Below are 16,777 nucleotides of genomic sequence, written 5' to 3'. Positions count from 1 at the left end.
AGGTAGTCTTTAATTTTCTCCTTTTTACGTTTTCATAAGCCCCAGTACATTATTATTTCCTTTAGCTTTTCCTTTTGCTCTATGATGATAGAGTTTCTCAATGATGAGATTTTCAATCTGCTTTTTATCGGGACAATTGCGTTTTGGTTTGTCCTTTTCAAAGTCCCAATACATGGGATTGACGGATAACCCAAGACTTTTATAAGTCTTTTCCTATTTTTCGACACCCTAATCATCAGGGGATTTTCACCATTGGATAATGTTTTTGACTTGTAACATAACACATTAATTGTTGCGTTCATGCAGTTTTCCGGTTTACATCCCGGTTTACCGAAACATCAAAAACCAACGAAAAAAAGAGGAAAAACGGCTGTGATTTATATAGGTTATATAAAAATAAAAACGCCTAAATATCTATATTTAAGCGCTTTATCAAGTGACCCCGGAGAGGCTCGAACTCTCGACCCAATGATTAAGAGTCATTTGCTCTACCAACTGAGCTACGGAGTCATTTTTTGGGAGGACAAAGGTAGGGATTTTTTCTTTTGCACAAACAACCTTGGGCTGAAATTTTGCAATTTCTTCCTTAGGGACTGCTCCATAGTATGATTCAACTTGACAATGCAATCCCTAAAAAAGGAACAAATCCGTCAATTTGTTCCTTTTTTTATTCTACAATCAACCAAGATCTTAGAGATTGGACAGCTCTGAACCGGCTTTGAATTTAGCTGTTTTTTTAGCCGGAATATTGATCGATTTTTTAGTACGAGGATTGATACCTTTTCTGGCACTTCTTTCAGAAACCGAGAATGTTCCGAATCCTACCAATACTACTTTACCACCAGCTTTAACTTCTCCAGAGATAGTTTCAAGGGTAGCATCCAACGCTTTTTTGGCGTCCACTTTGCTAAGGCCCGATTTATCGGCGATAGCGCTAATTAGTTCTGATTTGTTCATAAGAAAACGTAAATAAAGAATTAAACATACATTAAGTCAAGGCTGAGCCTCATTTTGGCGTCAAATATAAGCGATAAATCGAAAACAATCAAGAAAAAAGATAAAAAGTATTTGTTTTTAGTAAAAAAAATCCTTTTATGGGGTAAAAATCCGCATTCTCAACGAAATAATACGTAATTTTGCGCTTCAACAATTGATGATAAAGATGGATAATGCAAGAAATAGCTTTGCCGGGGTATTACCCATGGTGACAAAAAATATTATCATAATAAACGGGATCATTTGGCTGGCACAGTTCGTATTGTTCAGAAGAGCGAATATCGATCTGTCGCAGCAGTTCGGATTGCATTTTGTAGCTTCCGAGCATTTTCGGATCTACCAGCTTGTGACCTATATGTTCCTGCATGATCCCTACTCCATCTCCCATGTCTTTTTTAATATGTTTGCCGTTTTTATGTTCGGTAGAACGCTGGAGCAGGTATGGGGATCGAAACGATTCCTCACCTACTACCTGGTTACCGGTATCGGCGCAGGATTAATTCAGATGCTTGTCGTCTTTTTAAGGGTGCAGACAGTCGTGCCCGCGGAGATGTTTTCGATGGTGAACAGTGTTACCGTAGGTGCGTCGGGGGCTGTCTTCGGTATACTATTAGCATTCGGAATGTTATTCCCCAACTCGCAATTATTCATCATCCCTTTTCCCTTTCCCATCAAAGCAAAATGGTTTGTGATAGGGTATGGCCTGTTGGAACTGTTCTTCGGCGTTGCCAACCGTACGGGCGACAATGTAGCTCACTTTGCCCATCTGGGAGGAATGTTGTTCGGAATTTTCATGATCTTATATTGGAGAAAAAAGGACCGGAAATATGGCAGATTTTATTGAAAGATTAAAACAGAGGTATAAGACGGGCAGCGTAATGACGAGGCTTATCTTTATCAACGTATTCGTTTTTATTATACTGAAGATTGTCACTGTCATTTTCACCCTGTTCAACATTTATGCTCTCGACCTGATCACTTTCCTTGGAGTGCCGTCTCATATACCATTATTACTGGATAGAATATGGACGCCTATCACCTATATGTTCGTGCATGAAGGCTTTCTCCATCTGCTCTTCAATATGCTCTGGCTCTATTGGTTCGGACAGATCTTCATGCAGTATTTCACAGGACGGACACTCGGTAGTCTATACGTTTTAGGTGGATTGGCCGGTGCAATACTCTATGTAATTGCTTTCAACACTATCCCCTATTATACGGAAATGGAGAGGGGATGGATGATCGGTGCATCGGCAGCGGTGATGGCCATCGTGATGGGTGCTGCTTTCTATCGTCCCGATGTGCAGTTGAACCTTCTGTTTTTAGGACCTGTAAAAATTGTCTATATTGCTATTTTCGCTTTTGTACTCGACTTCCTCTCACTGGGAAATCCCATGAATCCCGGTGGACACGTGGCACATATAGGCGGCGCATTGTTGGGCTATTTTTTTGCTATTCAGTATAAGAAAGGAAACGATATTACCCGCTGGATGAGTAAAGTTATCGATTGGTTTGTCGGCCTGTTTAAGCCACGCAGACACACTTCAAAAATGAAAGTAAAGCATGCACGGCAGGAAACCGATTGGGAGTATAACAAACGTAAACATACAGAACAGGAAGAAATCGATGCTATCCTGGATAAATTGAAACAATCGGGATACAGCAGTTTATCATCAGAAGAAAAAAGGAAACTTTTTGATGCGAGCAAGAAATAAAAAACGGAGATTCACAGATCTGATTAAATGGGTCATCTTCGCCACCAACGTAGTGGCCATCATTCTGCTTTTCTGCTCATTCTTATCATGGCAGGTATCTCCTTTGAAAACTAACCTGTTTTCATACATAGGATTAGGATTTGGAGCTATCCTGCTTGTTAACATTGGCTATCTGTTTTTCTGGATATTGTTTTCAAAATGGAAACTCGCTTTAATCTCCCTTTCGGCAATGCTTCTCTGTTACAAACCCATCACCACATTTTTCCCACTGCACTTCATCAGTAAAAAGGAACCGGAAGGGAGTATCAAAGTACTGACCTATAATGTACAGGGATTTCCCCATGAAAGAGATAAAGACGCGTCCAAGCATCCGATACTCGACTATATCGTTGAAACCGATGCAGATATTGTCTGCCTGCAGGAATACTTAGTCAGCAAAACGGGACAGTCCATTTTTTCCCAACGCGATGTGAACAAAATTCTCGACCGATACCCCTATCGTTCGATTACCGGTTTGGAATCTTCGGGAAAATATCATATCTTCGGGCTGGCATGTTTCTCAAAATATCCGATTGAGAACACGCATGAAGTAGTATTTGAGTCCTCCTACAACGGAGCAGCGGTTTATACTATCAATATTGATGGAGAAAGGTACACTGTAGCCAATATTCATCTGGAATCGAATAATATCAAGCCGGAAGATAAGAAGCTGTATAACGATTTTCTTCAGAATGCCGATTCGGTACGGCTTGAGCAGGTGACCAGCAATATTCGTACCCGGTTGGGAACTGCCTACCGGATACGGGCGCGACAGGTTGAAAAAGTGAAACAGTATATCGACAGGCAAGATACGCGCGGAACTATTATCTGCGGTGATTTTAATGATACACCCATATCATACGCCTATCACAGGATGAAGAAAGGATTAAGGGATGCATACGTCTCTACCGCTTTCGGGCCGGGCATCACCTATCACGAAGATCTCTTCCTTTTCCGTATCGATCATATTATGCACAGCGACAATATAAAAGCCTATCGGGCAAGAAGGGATAAAATAAAATATTCGGACCATTATCCACTCAAGACCTATCTGAAGCTGGAATAAACGATTTATTGATGTGATAATTTGATGATGTGATGATGAATTAGTAAATCAATCATAATCACTAAATCACTAAATCAACTAATCAGAAAAATGTACAAGATAAGTAAAGAATTTTCTTTTTCGGCGGCGCATTCCCTTTTCGGATTGCCCGACGATCACCCTTGCAGCCGCCTGCACGGGCACAATTATGTGGTGACCGTTCATCTCCGATCAAAAGAGTTGAACAAACAAGGTTTTGTCCGCGATTATACCGAATTAAAAATAGTAAAGGAGTATATCGATACCCGGCTAGACCACCGGAATCTCAATGACATTCTCTCACCACACAATTCATCTGCCGAGAACCTGGCAAAAATGTTGTACGACGTGTTCAAACCCCGGATCCCGGAACTTTACGCCGTAGAAGTAAGTGAGACTCCCAAAACATCAGCGATCTATGAACCTGAATGTGAATGAAATATTTTACTCGCTCCAGGGTGAAGGCGGACGCTCGGGACAGCCGTCCATCTTTATCCGGTTGGCGAAGTGCAACCTGACATGCGGTTTCTGTGATACCGACTTCGAACGGGGCGTGAAGATGACAACAGATGAGGTTCTCCGGGAAATTGAACCGTATGGATGTAAATGGATTATCTGGACAGGCGGCGAACCTACTCTGCAACTAAACGATGCTGTGGTAACTTTCTTTAAGGAAAAAGGATATCTACAGGCTATAGAAACCAATGGAACAAGAAGGGTACCTCAGGGTATCGACTATATTACCTGCAGCCCGAAACAACAATTTGAAAAGGTCAGGGAGTTGATCCCTGAAGTGGATGAATTGCGTTTTCCCATCCAGAAAGGGGATCCGCTACCGGATGTCACTATCCTCCCCAAAGCAAAACATCATTTTTTAAGTCCCATTTTCGACAATCATAATATCATTCAGGAGAATATAGATTATTGTGTCTCTCTCGTGAAGGAAAACCCATTGTGGGCACTCAGTCTCCAGATACATAAACTTATCGGTATCCGTTAATATGAATAAATTTCAGGTAACTATACTAGGCTGCGGTTCTGCTCTACCTACCACCATGCACAATCCTCCTTCGCAATTAGTGGATCTGAATGAAAAACTGTTCATGATCGATTGTGGTGAGGGAACACAGCTTCAGATGAGGAAGTTCAAGGCCCGGATCAGTAAACTTCACAGCCTGTTCATTTCTCACCTGCATGGCGATCATATTTTCGGATTACCCGGACTACTCTCCACGCTCAGCATGTTGGGGAGGACAGGCGATCTGCATATCTACGCACATAAAGAGATTAACCTATTGATAAAGCCGTTTTTGATCTATATGGGAAAACATATGTCATTCAGGATAAAACTGTTTCCACTAAATCCTGAACGGCAGGAACTCCTGTTCGAAAACAAGTCGATCAGAATATTTTCTTTCCCGTTAAAACACCGCATTGCTACAAACGGGTTTCTTTTCGAGGAGAAAGAATCACCCCGGCATATTATCCGTGAGATAATCGATCTTTACCAAATTCCCCTGAAACAAATCCCGGAAATTAAAGAGGGTGCCGATTTTATCACGTCTGACGGCACTATCATCCGAAACGACATACTTACATCGCCAGGTAATCCTCCACGCAGATACGCTTATTGTTCCGATACCGCCTATGCACCCGAAATCGTCCCCTATATAAAAAATGTGGATCTGTTATATCACGAAGCCACCTTTGCCGAAAGTGAACTGATACGTGCCGGAGAAACTTATCACTCAACGGCACGCCAGGCAGCAGAAATAGCGAGAGCAGCCAATGCAAGGCAATTGGTGATCGGCCATTATTCTTCCCGCTATAATGAACTGGGAACCCTTTTAAAAGAGGCTGTCGCTGTATTCCCTAACACTGAGCTTGCCGCTGAAGGAAAAGTTTTTGAATTATAATAATTTATTTTTATAAATTTGTATCATAACATCCCAGGAGCAGTGTAAAACCAGCATATATATCATTTTGTTTTAATCGGCCAATTATATGCATAAATTTAATAGCATAATTTCAGTTCTGTTTTTCCTGCTACTTTTACTTTCTTGCCAGGATAATACCGAAAAAAGATATACTATAGGTTTCTCCCAATGTATGATGGACGATGTATGGAGGCAGGCCATGATGGTGGAAATGAACATCGAGGTATCGAATTATGAAAATATTGATATCATTGTCATGGATGCGGAGGAGAATAATCAGAAGCAGATCCGCCAGATCAGGGAATTGATCAACAGGAAGGTAGATGTGCTTATTATCTCACCCAATGAATCCAACAACCTTACTCCGATTGCCGTAGAAGCGTACCGGGCGGGTATCCCTACTATTATCGCCGACAGGAAAATAAATTCCGACGAATATACCTCTTACGTTGGTGGCGATAGTTATGAGATTGGGAAGATGGCAGGACAATATGCCAGTTCCCTGTTACCTGACAGTGCTACCATCCTTGAAATATGGGGGACAAAAACTACTTCTCCTGCCATAGAACGTCATCAGGGTTTTATTGATGGGTTGGACAAGTCGAAGGGTTTCAACATCATATCGATAGAAGGGAAATGGCGGCGTGAGATTGCCCGTGATGAAACTGAAAAACTGCCGGACTATGAAAACATCGATCTTGTGTATGCCCATAATGATGTGATGGCGATAGGTGCCAGAGAAGCAATTATCAAAAGGGATTCATCCCTTATACCGAAAATAAAAATAATGGGAGTTGACGGGGCTTTCGGTAAGGATGCGGGATTAGAAGCCGTTGCCGATGGTCGGATCGACGCATCGTTCCTCTATCCCACCGGTGGAGATGAAGTCATCAAGGTAGCTATGAAGATACTCACAGGACAACCTGTAGAAAAACAATATATCCTCGAAGGCACGAGAATTATAGACAAGCCTACAGCGCAGACCCTCTTATTACAATCCGACCAACTCATTAATTATCAAAACAGAATAGAGCAACAAAGGAAAAACCTTGAATCTATTGTAAACGAATTCAGTATACTTCGGCATTCTTTAATTCTTATTCTTTTGCTGGCTGGATTGCTCTTCCTTTTTTCGATCTATATCTTTTATATCAACAGGAAGATAAAGCGCAGGAATAGTCAGCTCCGGTTGAAAAACGATGAGATAGAGCATCAGAAACAGCAATTGATTATTCTTAATGAAAAAATTAAAGAGGTAAACGATCAGAAAGTGCGATTTTTTATGAACGTGTCGCACGAGGTAAGAACCCCACTCACGCTGATCGTCAGCCCCCTGGAGAAATGGATCAAAAACGTGCAGGACCCGGCTTTACTTGCCGATCTGACACGCATGAAAAAAAATACCGACAGACTGACCCGGATCATTAACCAATTGCTCGACTTTCAGAAAATTGAAAGTGATAAAACACAACTCAACGTTAGTAACAAAGATATCGTCTCGTTCACCTCAACCGTAAAATCACTTTTCGACGAACTGGCCGAAACCAGAAACATCCACTATTCATTCACTTCAAACAAACCTTCTGCCCAATTATGGTTCGATGCCGATAAGATGGAAAAGATACTGGTGAATCTATTGTCAAATGCTTTTAAATTTACGCATGATAACGGAACAATAGCTGTGGATATGCACTGTTACAACGAAAAGATATCCATATCCGTCAGTGACAATGGGACCGGAATAAGCAAGGATAAACTGCCGCTTGTTTTCGATCGTTTCTATACCGATAGTAGCGACAATAAGACGGGTACCGGCATAGGGCTCCACCTTACGCAGGAATTTGTGAAAATGCACGGTGGTAAAATTAGTGTGGAAAGCGATCCCGGAAAAAAAACGGTATTCACTATTGAAATCCCTGCCGGTAAACACCATCTGCCTGAATACAGCTTAATGGAAAACCAAAACGAGATTTTGGAATCTGGGGCAGAATCAATTATCGATGCTGAAAAGACAAGGGAGATAACAGGAAGGAAGTATAATTACACGGTCCTTATTGTGGAGGATGACCAAGGAATCAGGGAATACCTCTCGGAAGAACTGTCGGAAAACTTTCATGTACTGACAGCAGAAAACGGACTGGAAGCATTGCAGCTTATGGAAAAGCAGACAAACATAACCCTTGTTCTGAGTGATGTGTTGATGCCATGGATGAATGGTTTCGAGCTATGTAAAAAAATCAAGGCTTCACCTGTACTGTCGGATATCCCGGTCATTCTTCTTACAGCATTGGGAGAAATAGACCAGCGGATGTATGGTATTGCCGAAGGAGCTGACGATTATATCCGCAAGCCATTCCATATAGATTATGTAAAAGTAAAAATCATACGGTTACTCGAAGAACGCCGTCGTCTGCAAAGGAAGTTTATGCAGACAATGCAGACAGGTGGTATCCCGATAATCGAAAATGATAAGAAAATTGACAGTAGCGACGAAATCTTTATCTCCCAATTTATCTCGCTACTGGAAACGTCGTATGCAAAAACCGATATATCAGTAGAAAAGCTAAGTGAAGAACTGAATATTTCACGCGTTCATCTATACCGGAAAATAAAAGAGATATCCGGACTTACACCTGTTGATTATCTGCGCAACTTCAGGCTGAGTAAAGCTGTGGAACTACTTGACAAACGCCGTTTTTCCGTCAGCGAGGTCGCCTATCAGACCGGCTTTTCCTCTCCGGCATATTTCTCGAAATGTTTCAAAGACGTTTTCGGGATGACGCCGTCAGAGTACATGGAAAAGAAGTAACCGGCATAATAAAATCCATATTATCTAATTCATAAGCACGAAAACTGGCCGGACCACCTCCGATTCGCTATTATTTTTGTAACATTCAGGTAACATTATTGAAAATCACGCTATTTATCTACCCCTCGTTTACAAATTTGACAGTCTTTGTTACATTTTTTATCGGGATATTTTGTTTCCATACCTATCATTGTATCCGAAAATAAAACCTGTTCTCAACAATAATTATTTGTGAGCATAACATTGTGAAGTAAGGTGAACTGTTTTTATTACCATTTATATATATCAGGGGAATCATCATCCGGCGAATACTGTTTTCTTTACGATGAAACACATTCTGCATTTAAGTCCTCCCCTATAAAACGGAAAGATCTTTTCTTTATTTAAAACGAATGTAATATAGTAGTATATAGGAATAACAATATAGAGTACGATATATAATTTTAATTTTAAAACCAGAAATGAAGAAGATGTTAGAAAAACTACCGATTTTATTGATTTTCTTGGCTCTCCCCTTTCTATCATGGGGACAAGAACAGACGATTCGGGGAACAATAATTTCCGCTACCGATTCAGAGCCTGTTATCGGGGCAAATGTCCTGGTAAAAGGGAAAACCGTGGGAACCGTAACCGACATAAATGGCAACTTTAGCCTGGAAGCGGGTCGAACCGATGTATTGGTTATTTCCTACATTGGTTTTGAGACATTAGAAATACCTATTGACGGGCAAACGGTATTGAATATCACAATGACCGAAGATATGCAATTGCTCGATGAAGTAGTAGCTGTAGGCTATATCACGCAGCGTAAGGCTGATTTAACGGGAGCTGTTTCTGTGGTAAACGTGGAAGATATAATGTCCGTTGCCGAGAACAATCCGATGAAAGCACTTCAGGGACGTGTCCCCGGTATGACCATCAGCGCCGATGGCAATCCGAGCGGAGCAGCTACCGTGCGTGTTCGCGGCATCAGCTCCCTCAACAGCGACCAGAATCCCCTTTATATTATTGATGGTGTACCCACGCAAGGCGGTATGCACGAGCTTAATTCAAACGATATTGAAAGTATTCAGGTTCTTCGCGACGCTTCCGCTGCAAGTATCTACGGCTCACGTGCCGCCAACGGTGTGATCATTATTACCACCAAAAAGGGACAGGCCGGGAAAATCCAACTGACTTTCGATGCTTTTCTCACGAGCACTTATTTTAATAACCGCATGGAGGTGCTCAATGCGCGCGAATACGGACAGGCTTTGTGGCAGGCATCGGTAAACGGAGGCGGTAATCCGAACAGCAACAATATCGGTTACAGCTTCGATTGGGGTTACGATACCAACGGACACCCCCAACTCAATAATATTTATCTGGCTAAATATGTTGATAATGACCGGACAATACTTGCTTCTGACACCGATTGGTTTAATGAAATATCCAAAACCGGGTTGATCCAATCGTATAACATGTCTCTTAGTTCGGCTACCGAAAAAAGCAGTTCCTTTTTGTCCCTGGGATATTTTTACAACGACGGAACGCTTAAGCATACCGACTTCAACCGTATTTCGGCACGTATCAATACCGATTATAAATTGTTTGACGGCAGGTTGGTTATCGGTGAAAATTTCACATTGAACAGAACAAGTGAAGTACAGGCGCCGGGCGATGTACTCGACCTTTCTTTGAAAGCATTACCCATGATACCGGTACACACGATAGACGGTGAAGGCTGGGGTGGACCCTCCAGAGGCATGAACGACCGCCATAACCCTATGCGCCTGCTTTATGACAATCGCAACAATGCTTACGCTTATTGGCGTTTGTTCGGAAATGCATATGCTGATCTGGAAATAATCAGGGATTTACACTTTCGCACCAGCTATGGCATTGATTACGGCAATTTCTATAAACGTCATATGGTACATTCCTATCGTTCGGGCTTCATGAACAGCGACAATACGGCGGTAAATATGGAGCAGGGCCATTGGATGAGATGGACATGGTCAAACACCGCCACTTATCAGAAAACAATTGACAGACACAGGTTCGATGTGTTGGCAGGTGTAGAAATGAACCGGCAAAGCGACATAAACTTTAACGCTTATACTTCGGGAGAAGGTGCTTTTGCCATCGAAACACCCGAATATATGTGGCCCGGCGTAAGTACCGGAACCGCATCTGTTGGCGGTGGCTCAACAGGGTTTTCCCTGCTTTCCTATTTCGGAAAAGCCAACTATTCCTATAACGACCGTTACCTTGCCTCGTTTACTATCCGGCAGGATGGCTCTTCCCGCTTCGGAAGAAATAACCGTTTTGCCACTTTTCCTGCCGTAACAGCCGGTTGGAGGATTTCGGAAGAAAATTTTATGGAAAATACCAAAGATTACATTTCCGACCTGAAATTACGCTTCGGCTGGGGGCAGACAGGAAACCAGGGTATCGATAATCTTGCTACTTACGCGCTCTTCGTTCCTGAATACGGTATCGGAGACCCGACCTGGAATATCGTCGATGGTACGGCATACGATCTTTCGGGATCGGGTTCGGGTAATCTGCCTTCAGGATACCGGAAAATCCAGACTGAAAACGATGACCTGAAATGGGAAACCACCGAGCAGACCAACATCGGACTGGATTTCTTACTCTTCGACCAAAGCCTTTACGGTTCTATCGATTGGTATATCAAGGCGACTAAAGATATGTTGATTAATCCTGCTTATATCGGTATTGTGGGTGAAGGAGGCTATCGTTGGGCCAACGGCGCTTCGATGGAAAACCGGGGATTTGATTTTTCCGCAGGTTACAAAAACAGCACTTCATTCGGGTTGGAGTACGACATTACCGGAATTGTTTCGGCATATAAAAACAAGGTCACTTATCTGCCCGAATCTGTAGAAAACTCTTATGGCGGTCGTCCGGGTGACAACATTATCGGTCGTCCTTTAGACTCTTTCTATGGTTATGTTGCCGATGGCCTCTTCCAAAACCAGGAAGAAGTGGATGCCCATGTGAATCAGACCGGCAAAGGTATCGGACGCATACGCTACAGGAACGTGAATGACGAAGATAATGAGATCAACGATTTAGACCGGACATGGATAGGCAATCCGCATCCCGATTTTTCATACAGCCTGAATATAGCGCTTCAGTACAAGGGTTTCGACCTCACCGCTTATTTCCAGGGCGTGCAGGGGATTGATGTACACAATTGGCTCAAAGCACAGACGGATTTCTGGAGTGTCGATGATGTCAATTCCAACAAGGGAAGGCGCCTGCTGGATGCCTGGACGCCGCAAAACACAGGGTCGACTATCCCTGCTTTGCAAACGATCAATACCAACGACGAAGGGCGTTTTTCGACTTATTTCATCGAAGACGGTTCGTACATGAAATTACGCAATTTATCCCTGGGCTATACGCTACCGGCAACTGTTGTTTCAAAAATGAAAATGAGCCGTTTGCGCTTTTACGTCAGCGGACAGAATCTGTTTACCGTGAAATCGAAAGACTTTACAGGGGTAGATCCCGAAAACGCAGGGTGGGGTTATCCTATTCCTACAACATGGACTGTAGGATTGAACGTAATATTTTAATTTTTATCGTTACACATGTTAAATCATTATTATAATATGCAATTAAATAAAATCATCTCAATAGTTGTAGTCGTCGTTCTTATGTCGGGATGTGCCGATTTTCTGAATGAAACTCCCAAGGGCGTATTGAGTTCCGATCAGGTAAACGATCCGGAAAGATTATTGACAGCCGCCTATTCGGCTTTGGGTAACGACCATTACGATGTCCCTCTCAGCCTGTGGCCATACGGGACAGTCCGTTCGGACGATGCTTATAAAGGAGGTTCCGGGCCACAGGATATACAGGTGTTTCACTTTTTTGAAGTGTCGAACAATATAATGCCGAATTTTGGTGAAGTGGATCGCTTATGGTTTCAGTGCTATATCGCCATTTCACGTGCCAATAACGCTATTCGCGCCATACAGGAAGCTGAAAACCTCGATAACAAAGAGGTGAAATTGGGTGAAGCGCGTTTCCTGCGCGGACACTTTTACTTTTTGTTAAAAATACTGTTCAAGCATGTGCCTTATGTGGACGAAAATACACCGGTGGATGAGTACGAGACCATTTCCAACAGGGCATTGACCAACGATGGGTTGTGGCAGAAAATAGCCGACGACTTCCAGTATGCGGTTGATCACCTACCGGATGTACAAGCTGAAACAGGACGTGCCAGCAGACCGGCCGCAGCAGCCTATCTGGCTAAAACCTACCTGTATAAAGCCTATCGGCAAGATGATCCTGAAAGACACGCTGTAACGGGTATCGATCAGGCGGATCTGCAAAAAGTATTGGATAATACGGAGATCGTGCTTTCGTCGGGTTATACACTGGAGCCTGATTTCGCATTCAATTTTCTGCCGGGAAGTTATGAGAATGGCCCCGAAGCACTGTTCTCGGTTCAATACTCTAAAGACGACGGAACAAGATTCGGACGCCTGAATTTTTCCGACTTGCTTTCGGTACCGATGGGGTTGGGTTGCTGCGATTTCAATAAACCAAGCCAAAGTCTCGTGAATGCTTTCCGTACGACAGGAAACGGACTGCCGCTCGAAAACTACAATACGCTGGCTCAGTACAGTACGCAGGAACAGTACGATCCACGGCTCTTTCATACCGTAGCTATTCCCGGTCTTCCATACAAATACAATTCCGATCGTATTTATGAGGAAAGTTGGAACCGGAACCCTGCAGATTATTATTTTTATGCTTCGCTGAAAGAAAATGTAGATCCCGATTGCGATTGTTTTATACCGATGGTACCTTTTTACGCCAATTCAAAGAACCGTATACTGATCCGCTTTGCCGATGTACTGCTGATGCGTGCCGAAGCGCTGATTGAACTACACCGGTCATCGGAAGCGTTGCCGTTGATCAACCAGGTGCGCACGCGGGCAAGAAACAGCACGGCTTTTGTTGATTACGCGACAGACAGAATGAATATCGACACATACAGGGACGGTATAAACTGCACATGGGACGAACCTTTTGCCCGTCAGGCTTTACGTTGGGAGCGCCGCCTGGAATTGGCAATGGAAAACGGCCGTTTCTTCGATCTTGTACGCTGGGGAATTGCCGAACAAGCCATGAATCAGTATTATAACGCGGAAAGAACACGCAGACCCTATTATTCTTCCGCCCAGTTTAATGCGGATCAACATGAATACCTACCCATCCCCGAAGCGCAAATCAGGTTGAGTAAGTTCATGTACGAACAGAATCCGGGATATTAAAATAAAATGGTCAAAATAGGAAGCCTGTTGCTTTTTCGGTAATAGGCTCCCATATCACACGAAAAAATTAAATTTGAATCGTATGAAGACATTAAAAAATATGAGTTTAGCGCTCATTATATTCTTAGGCGGTATTTTCCTCGCCTGCAATGACGACAAAGGTGATTCACTCGACCTGACGGCTGATGTGGATATCCTCTCTTTCAAAGTCAATAATGTGGAAGGAGCCATCAACAACGACAATGGAACGATCACCGTACTGGTGCCTTCAGGTACTGACCTGTCGGCTGTGGCTCCTGTTATCGAATTGCCTGCGAACGCAACAGTATCACCGGCTTCGGGTGAAGCCCAGAACTTCACTTTCTCAGCAAACACTCCTATAGAATACCGTGTATTCAATGGGAACCTGTACAATACGTATCGGGTAACGGTGATGGAGATCAAAGCAGAGATCACTTCTTTCCGTATCGGAAACCGGAACGGTATCATCAATCAGGACGACAACAGTATCGTGATTTATCTTCCGGAAGGGACAGACGTGACTGCACTAAGCCCTGTAATAGAGTACACAGATGGCGCCGTGATATCGCCAGAGCCGGGTAGTTTTGTTGATTTCACTTCGCCTGTCACCTACACACTCACGTACCAAGGTGAAACATTTACCTATTCCGTGACCGTGATCCCGGGAGAAGAGCCCAAGCTGCCATTGCTTATTTACAACGGCGAAAATATAGTCCCGCACTGGGACGGCTTAGTGGTCACCATAGACAGTCCTTATCCTAACCCAAATACCGGCGGTATCAATAATACACCTTTCTGTGCCTCTTTTGTACGGGATGCAGTTACCGGAGAAGGTTGGCATGGAGGAGCTTTGTGGAATAACAATAAAGTAAATATCAACCCTGCCGAATACGACCGTTTTTCGGTTATGATACTGAAAGAGGTCGCAGGAGATGTGCAGATCGAAATTCAGTCCGATGGTGAAACCAACAAAGACTGGTTGAGGGCCTGGTATTCTGAAGATCATCTTGGCGAATGGCAGGAATTGGTGTTCAATATCCCGGAGAATCGTACGGCGATAATTAACAATATCCTGGTGATGCCGCATGAACATCCTAATGGTGAGCCTGTAGCTTTCACGACACATCGTATGTATTGGGACGAATTGAAAGCGATCCCTAAAGATTAAGTAAAATATGTATTTTTGTACGTGGCAGGGCAATAATGTCCTCCACGTACTCAACATAAAACAGGTATATGAAACGACAAATGTATTTACTGATACTTCCGGCTTTACTCTTCTCACACTTGTTGGCAGGATGTAATAGCGGTGATGACATAACTCCTGAACCTGAGCCTGGTGAGCCGACCGTAGATATGTCTACCACGTGCAGGAATCCACAGGAATCCGGTATGTACCAAACATTCTACAAACCGGAGCAGGGTTATGTAGGCGACCCTATGCCCTATTACAACGCCGATGAAAAAAGGTTCTACCTGTTTTACCTTTACGAAAATGCCAACAATCATCCCATCTATTTGACAAGAACGGCAGATTACGCCACTTTCGACGGCTTTATACAGGCACTGCCGGCAGGCGCCACAGGCAGTCAGGAGGAATGGATAGGAACCGGTAGTTTTATCAAAGCGGAAAATACCTATTATGGCTATTATACCGGCCACAACAGCAATCTTAACCCTGCCGAAAAAGTGATGCTTGCCACATCTGCCGATTTACTGAACTGGACGAAGCAACCTTCGGCTACCTTTCAGGCGCCAAACGGATTTGACCGGAATAACTTCCGTGACCCGCATGTGTACTGGGATGAGACCCGCGAAAAATATGTAATGCTTGTTACTACACGCAAAGAGGGAAAAGGGGCGCTTGCACGCTATACATCATCCGACCTGATAAACTGGTCATTGATTGAACCTTTAATGGCAACGACTTCCGATAATCCGGCGATATATGAAATTCAAACGGATTCCGAAATTCTGGAATGTCCCGACATTTTCAGAATAGGCGATAAATGGTACCTGGTCTTTTCACGCATCAACCGCGATGAACATCGTAAGACATTTTACCGTATAGCCAACTCACCCGACGGGCCGTGGAGGAGAAGCGAAGACGCTTCAGGACGCCACGAGACTTTTGACGGATTATACCTTTATGCCGCAAAAACGGCGGGTGACGGTACAAACCGCTACTTGTCGGGTTGGTGCTCAACCGGAGGAACGGTAAACAACAACAATGAACTGGATTGGGCGGGATCATTGATAACACATAAGATTGTGCAACAGGCAAACGGACATCTATATCCGGTAATACCCGAGGCTGTAGATGCAAAATTCAATCGGAAAGTCGAATTCGAAAAAATAAAATCAGAAGGAAATGTATCAGGCAATAACGGCTCATACAACATTACCGCTCAAGCCTCCGGGAGAAGCTACGCACTGTTCAACAGGAATAACGGCCCGGTTAAAATCTCGATGAAAATTGACGCATCGGAATCGGATCATTTCGGGTTTTCTTTCGGAGTGTGCGATGATTTATCGGAAGTATATTCAGTCTCCTTCGATCTGACGCCGAACAATCGCTGGAACATGCCTTCCCTGTTTATGTACAACGAAACAGGTTCAAACAGGAAAGAGCTGAATTTTACCCCACTTGTCGTTCCGCAGAATAAGGTTTTTGACGTAAAGATTATTATCGAAAAGTCAATAGCCGTAGTATATGTGAATAACAATACTGCATTTACAAACCGTATTTACAAGATGAATCAAAATCCCTGGACAATCTTCTCAGACAACGGAACTATTAAAGTTACGGAAATAACAATCCGGGAAACACCCTGATTATACTTTACAAGAATCAAAAAGATCACATAGATAGAAAG

Annotated in this window: 13 protein-coding genes and 1 tRNA gene; 11 read left to right on the top strand and 3 right to left on the bottom strand. The window is 43.3% G+C overall.

Annotation, left to right across the window (positions count from 1 at the left end):
* Nucleotides 1-24: 24 nt before the first annotated feature.
* From F597_RS23135 to F597_RS0112880, 3 genes are all read right to left on the bottom strand, one after another.
* Nucleotides 25-174: a hypothetical protein gene (locus tag F597_RS23135; protein ID WP_019540163.1), complete on the bottom strand. Its 150-nt coding sequence runs from the start codon at nt 172-174 to the stop codon at nt 25-27.
* A gap of 263 nt (nt 175-437) precedes the next feature.
* A tRNA-Lys gene (locus tag F597_RS0112885) sits at nt 438-510 on the bottom strand.
* A 180-nt stretch (nt 511-690) separates the two neighbouring features.
* Nucleotides 691-957, bottom strand: coding sequence for an HU family DNA-binding protein (locus F597_RS0112880; protein ID WP_019540162.1), 267 nt, complete (start codon nt 955-957; stop codon nt 691-693).
* A gap of 196 nt (nt 958-1,153) precedes the next feature.
* Here F597_RS0112880 and F597_RS0112875 point away from each other — a divergent pair, with 196 nt between their 5' ends.
* The 11 genes from F597_RS0112875 to F597_RS0112825 all read left to right on the top strand — a co-directional run bounded on the left by F597_RS0112875 (nt 1,154) and on the right by F597_RS0112825 (nt 16,736).
* The gene (locus tag F597_RS0112875; protein WP_019540161.1) at nt 1,154-1,840 is read left to right on the top strand and encodes a rhomboid family intramembrane serine protease; all 687 of its coding nucleotides are present in this window, start codon (nt 1,154-1,156) and stop codon (nt 1,838-1,840) included.
* A complete protein-coding gene (locus F597_RS0112870; protein ID WP_019540160.1) occupies nt 1,824-2,711 on the top strand; it encodes a rhomboid family protein in 888 nt (295 codons plus the stop codon). Before F597_RS0112875 ends, F597_RS0112870 begins: the two co-directional genes overlap by 17 nt.
* Nucleotides 2,695-3,816: an endonuclease/exonuclease/phosphatase family protein gene (locus F597_RS0112865; RefSeq protein WP_019540159.1), complete on the top strand. Its 1,122-nt coding sequence runs from the start codon at nt 2,695-2,697 to the stop codon at nt 3,814-3,816. Before F597_RS0112870 ends, F597_RS0112865 begins: the two co-directional genes overlap by 17 nt.
* A 90-nt stretch (nt 3,817-3,906) precedes the next feature.
* On the top strand, nt 3,907-4,272 hold the full coding sequence (gene queD, locus F597_RS0112860; RefSeq protein WP_019540158.1) for a 6-carboxytetrahydropterin synthase QueD: 366 nt from the start codon (nt 3,907-3,909) through the stop codon (nt 4,270-4,272).
* Nucleotides 4,253-4,834 (top strand): 7-carboxy-7-deazaguanine synthase QueE, encoded by a 582-nt coding sequence (locus F597_RS0112855; protein WP_019540157.1) that lies wholly within the window; start codon nt 4,253-4,255, stop codon nt 4,832-4,834. The genes queD and F597_RS0112855 overlap by 20 nt, the downstream gene beginning before the upstream one ends.
* 1 nt (nt 4,835) lies before the next feature.
* A complete protein-coding gene (locus tag F597_RS0112850; protein ID WP_026327428.1) occupies nt 4,836-5,750 on the top strand; it encodes a ribonuclease Z in 915 nt (304 codons plus the stop codon).
* Nucleotides 5,751-5,838: 88 nt separating this feature from the next.
* Complete coding sequence (locus F597_RS0112845; protein WP_044060311.1) at nt 5,839-8,580, top strand: hybrid sensor histidine kinase/response regulator transcription factor; 2,742 nt, start codon at nt 5,839-5,841, stop codon at nt 8,578-8,580.
* A 461-nt stretch (nt 8,581-9,041) separates the two neighbouring features.
* Nucleotides 9,042-12,167 (top strand): SusC/RagA family TonB-linked outer membrane protein, encoded by a 3,126-nt coding sequence (locus F597_RS0112840; protein WP_026327426.1) that lies wholly within the window; start codon nt 9,042-9,044, stop codon nt 12,165-12,167.
* A 36-nt stretch (nt 12,168-12,203) separates the two neighbouring features.
* A complete protein-coding gene (locus F597_RS0112835) occupies nt 12,204-13,880 on the top strand; it encodes a RagB/SusD family nutrient uptake outer membrane protein (RefSeq protein WP_026327425.1) in 1,677 nt (558 codons plus the stop codon).
* Between the two features lie 82 nt (nt 13,881-13,962).
* Complete coding sequence (locus tag F597_RS21695; RefSeq protein ID WP_019540152.1) at nt 13,963-15,069, top strand: DUF5018 domain-containing protein; 1,107 nt, start codon at nt 13,963-13,965, stop codon at nt 15,067-15,069.
* A 68-nt stretch (nt 15,070-15,137) separates the two neighbouring features.
* On the top strand, nt 15,138-16,736 hold the full coding sequence (locus F597_RS0112825) for a glycoside hydrolase family 32 protein (RefSeq protein WP_081624379.1): 1,599 nt from the start codon (nt 15,138-15,140) through the stop codon (nt 16,734-16,736).
* Nucleotides 16,737-16,777 lie beyond the last annotated feature (41 nt).

It is taken from the genome of Proteiniphilum acetatigenes DSM 18083 (assembly GCF_000380985.1).
Taxonomy (GTDB): Bacteria; Bacteroidota; Bacteroidia; order Bacteroidales; family Dysgonomonadaceae; genus Proteiniphilum; species Proteiniphilum acetatigenes.
The sequence above is the reverse complement of the archived record's forward strand: the minus strand, read 5'-3'. Positions and strand labels throughout refer to the sequence as shown.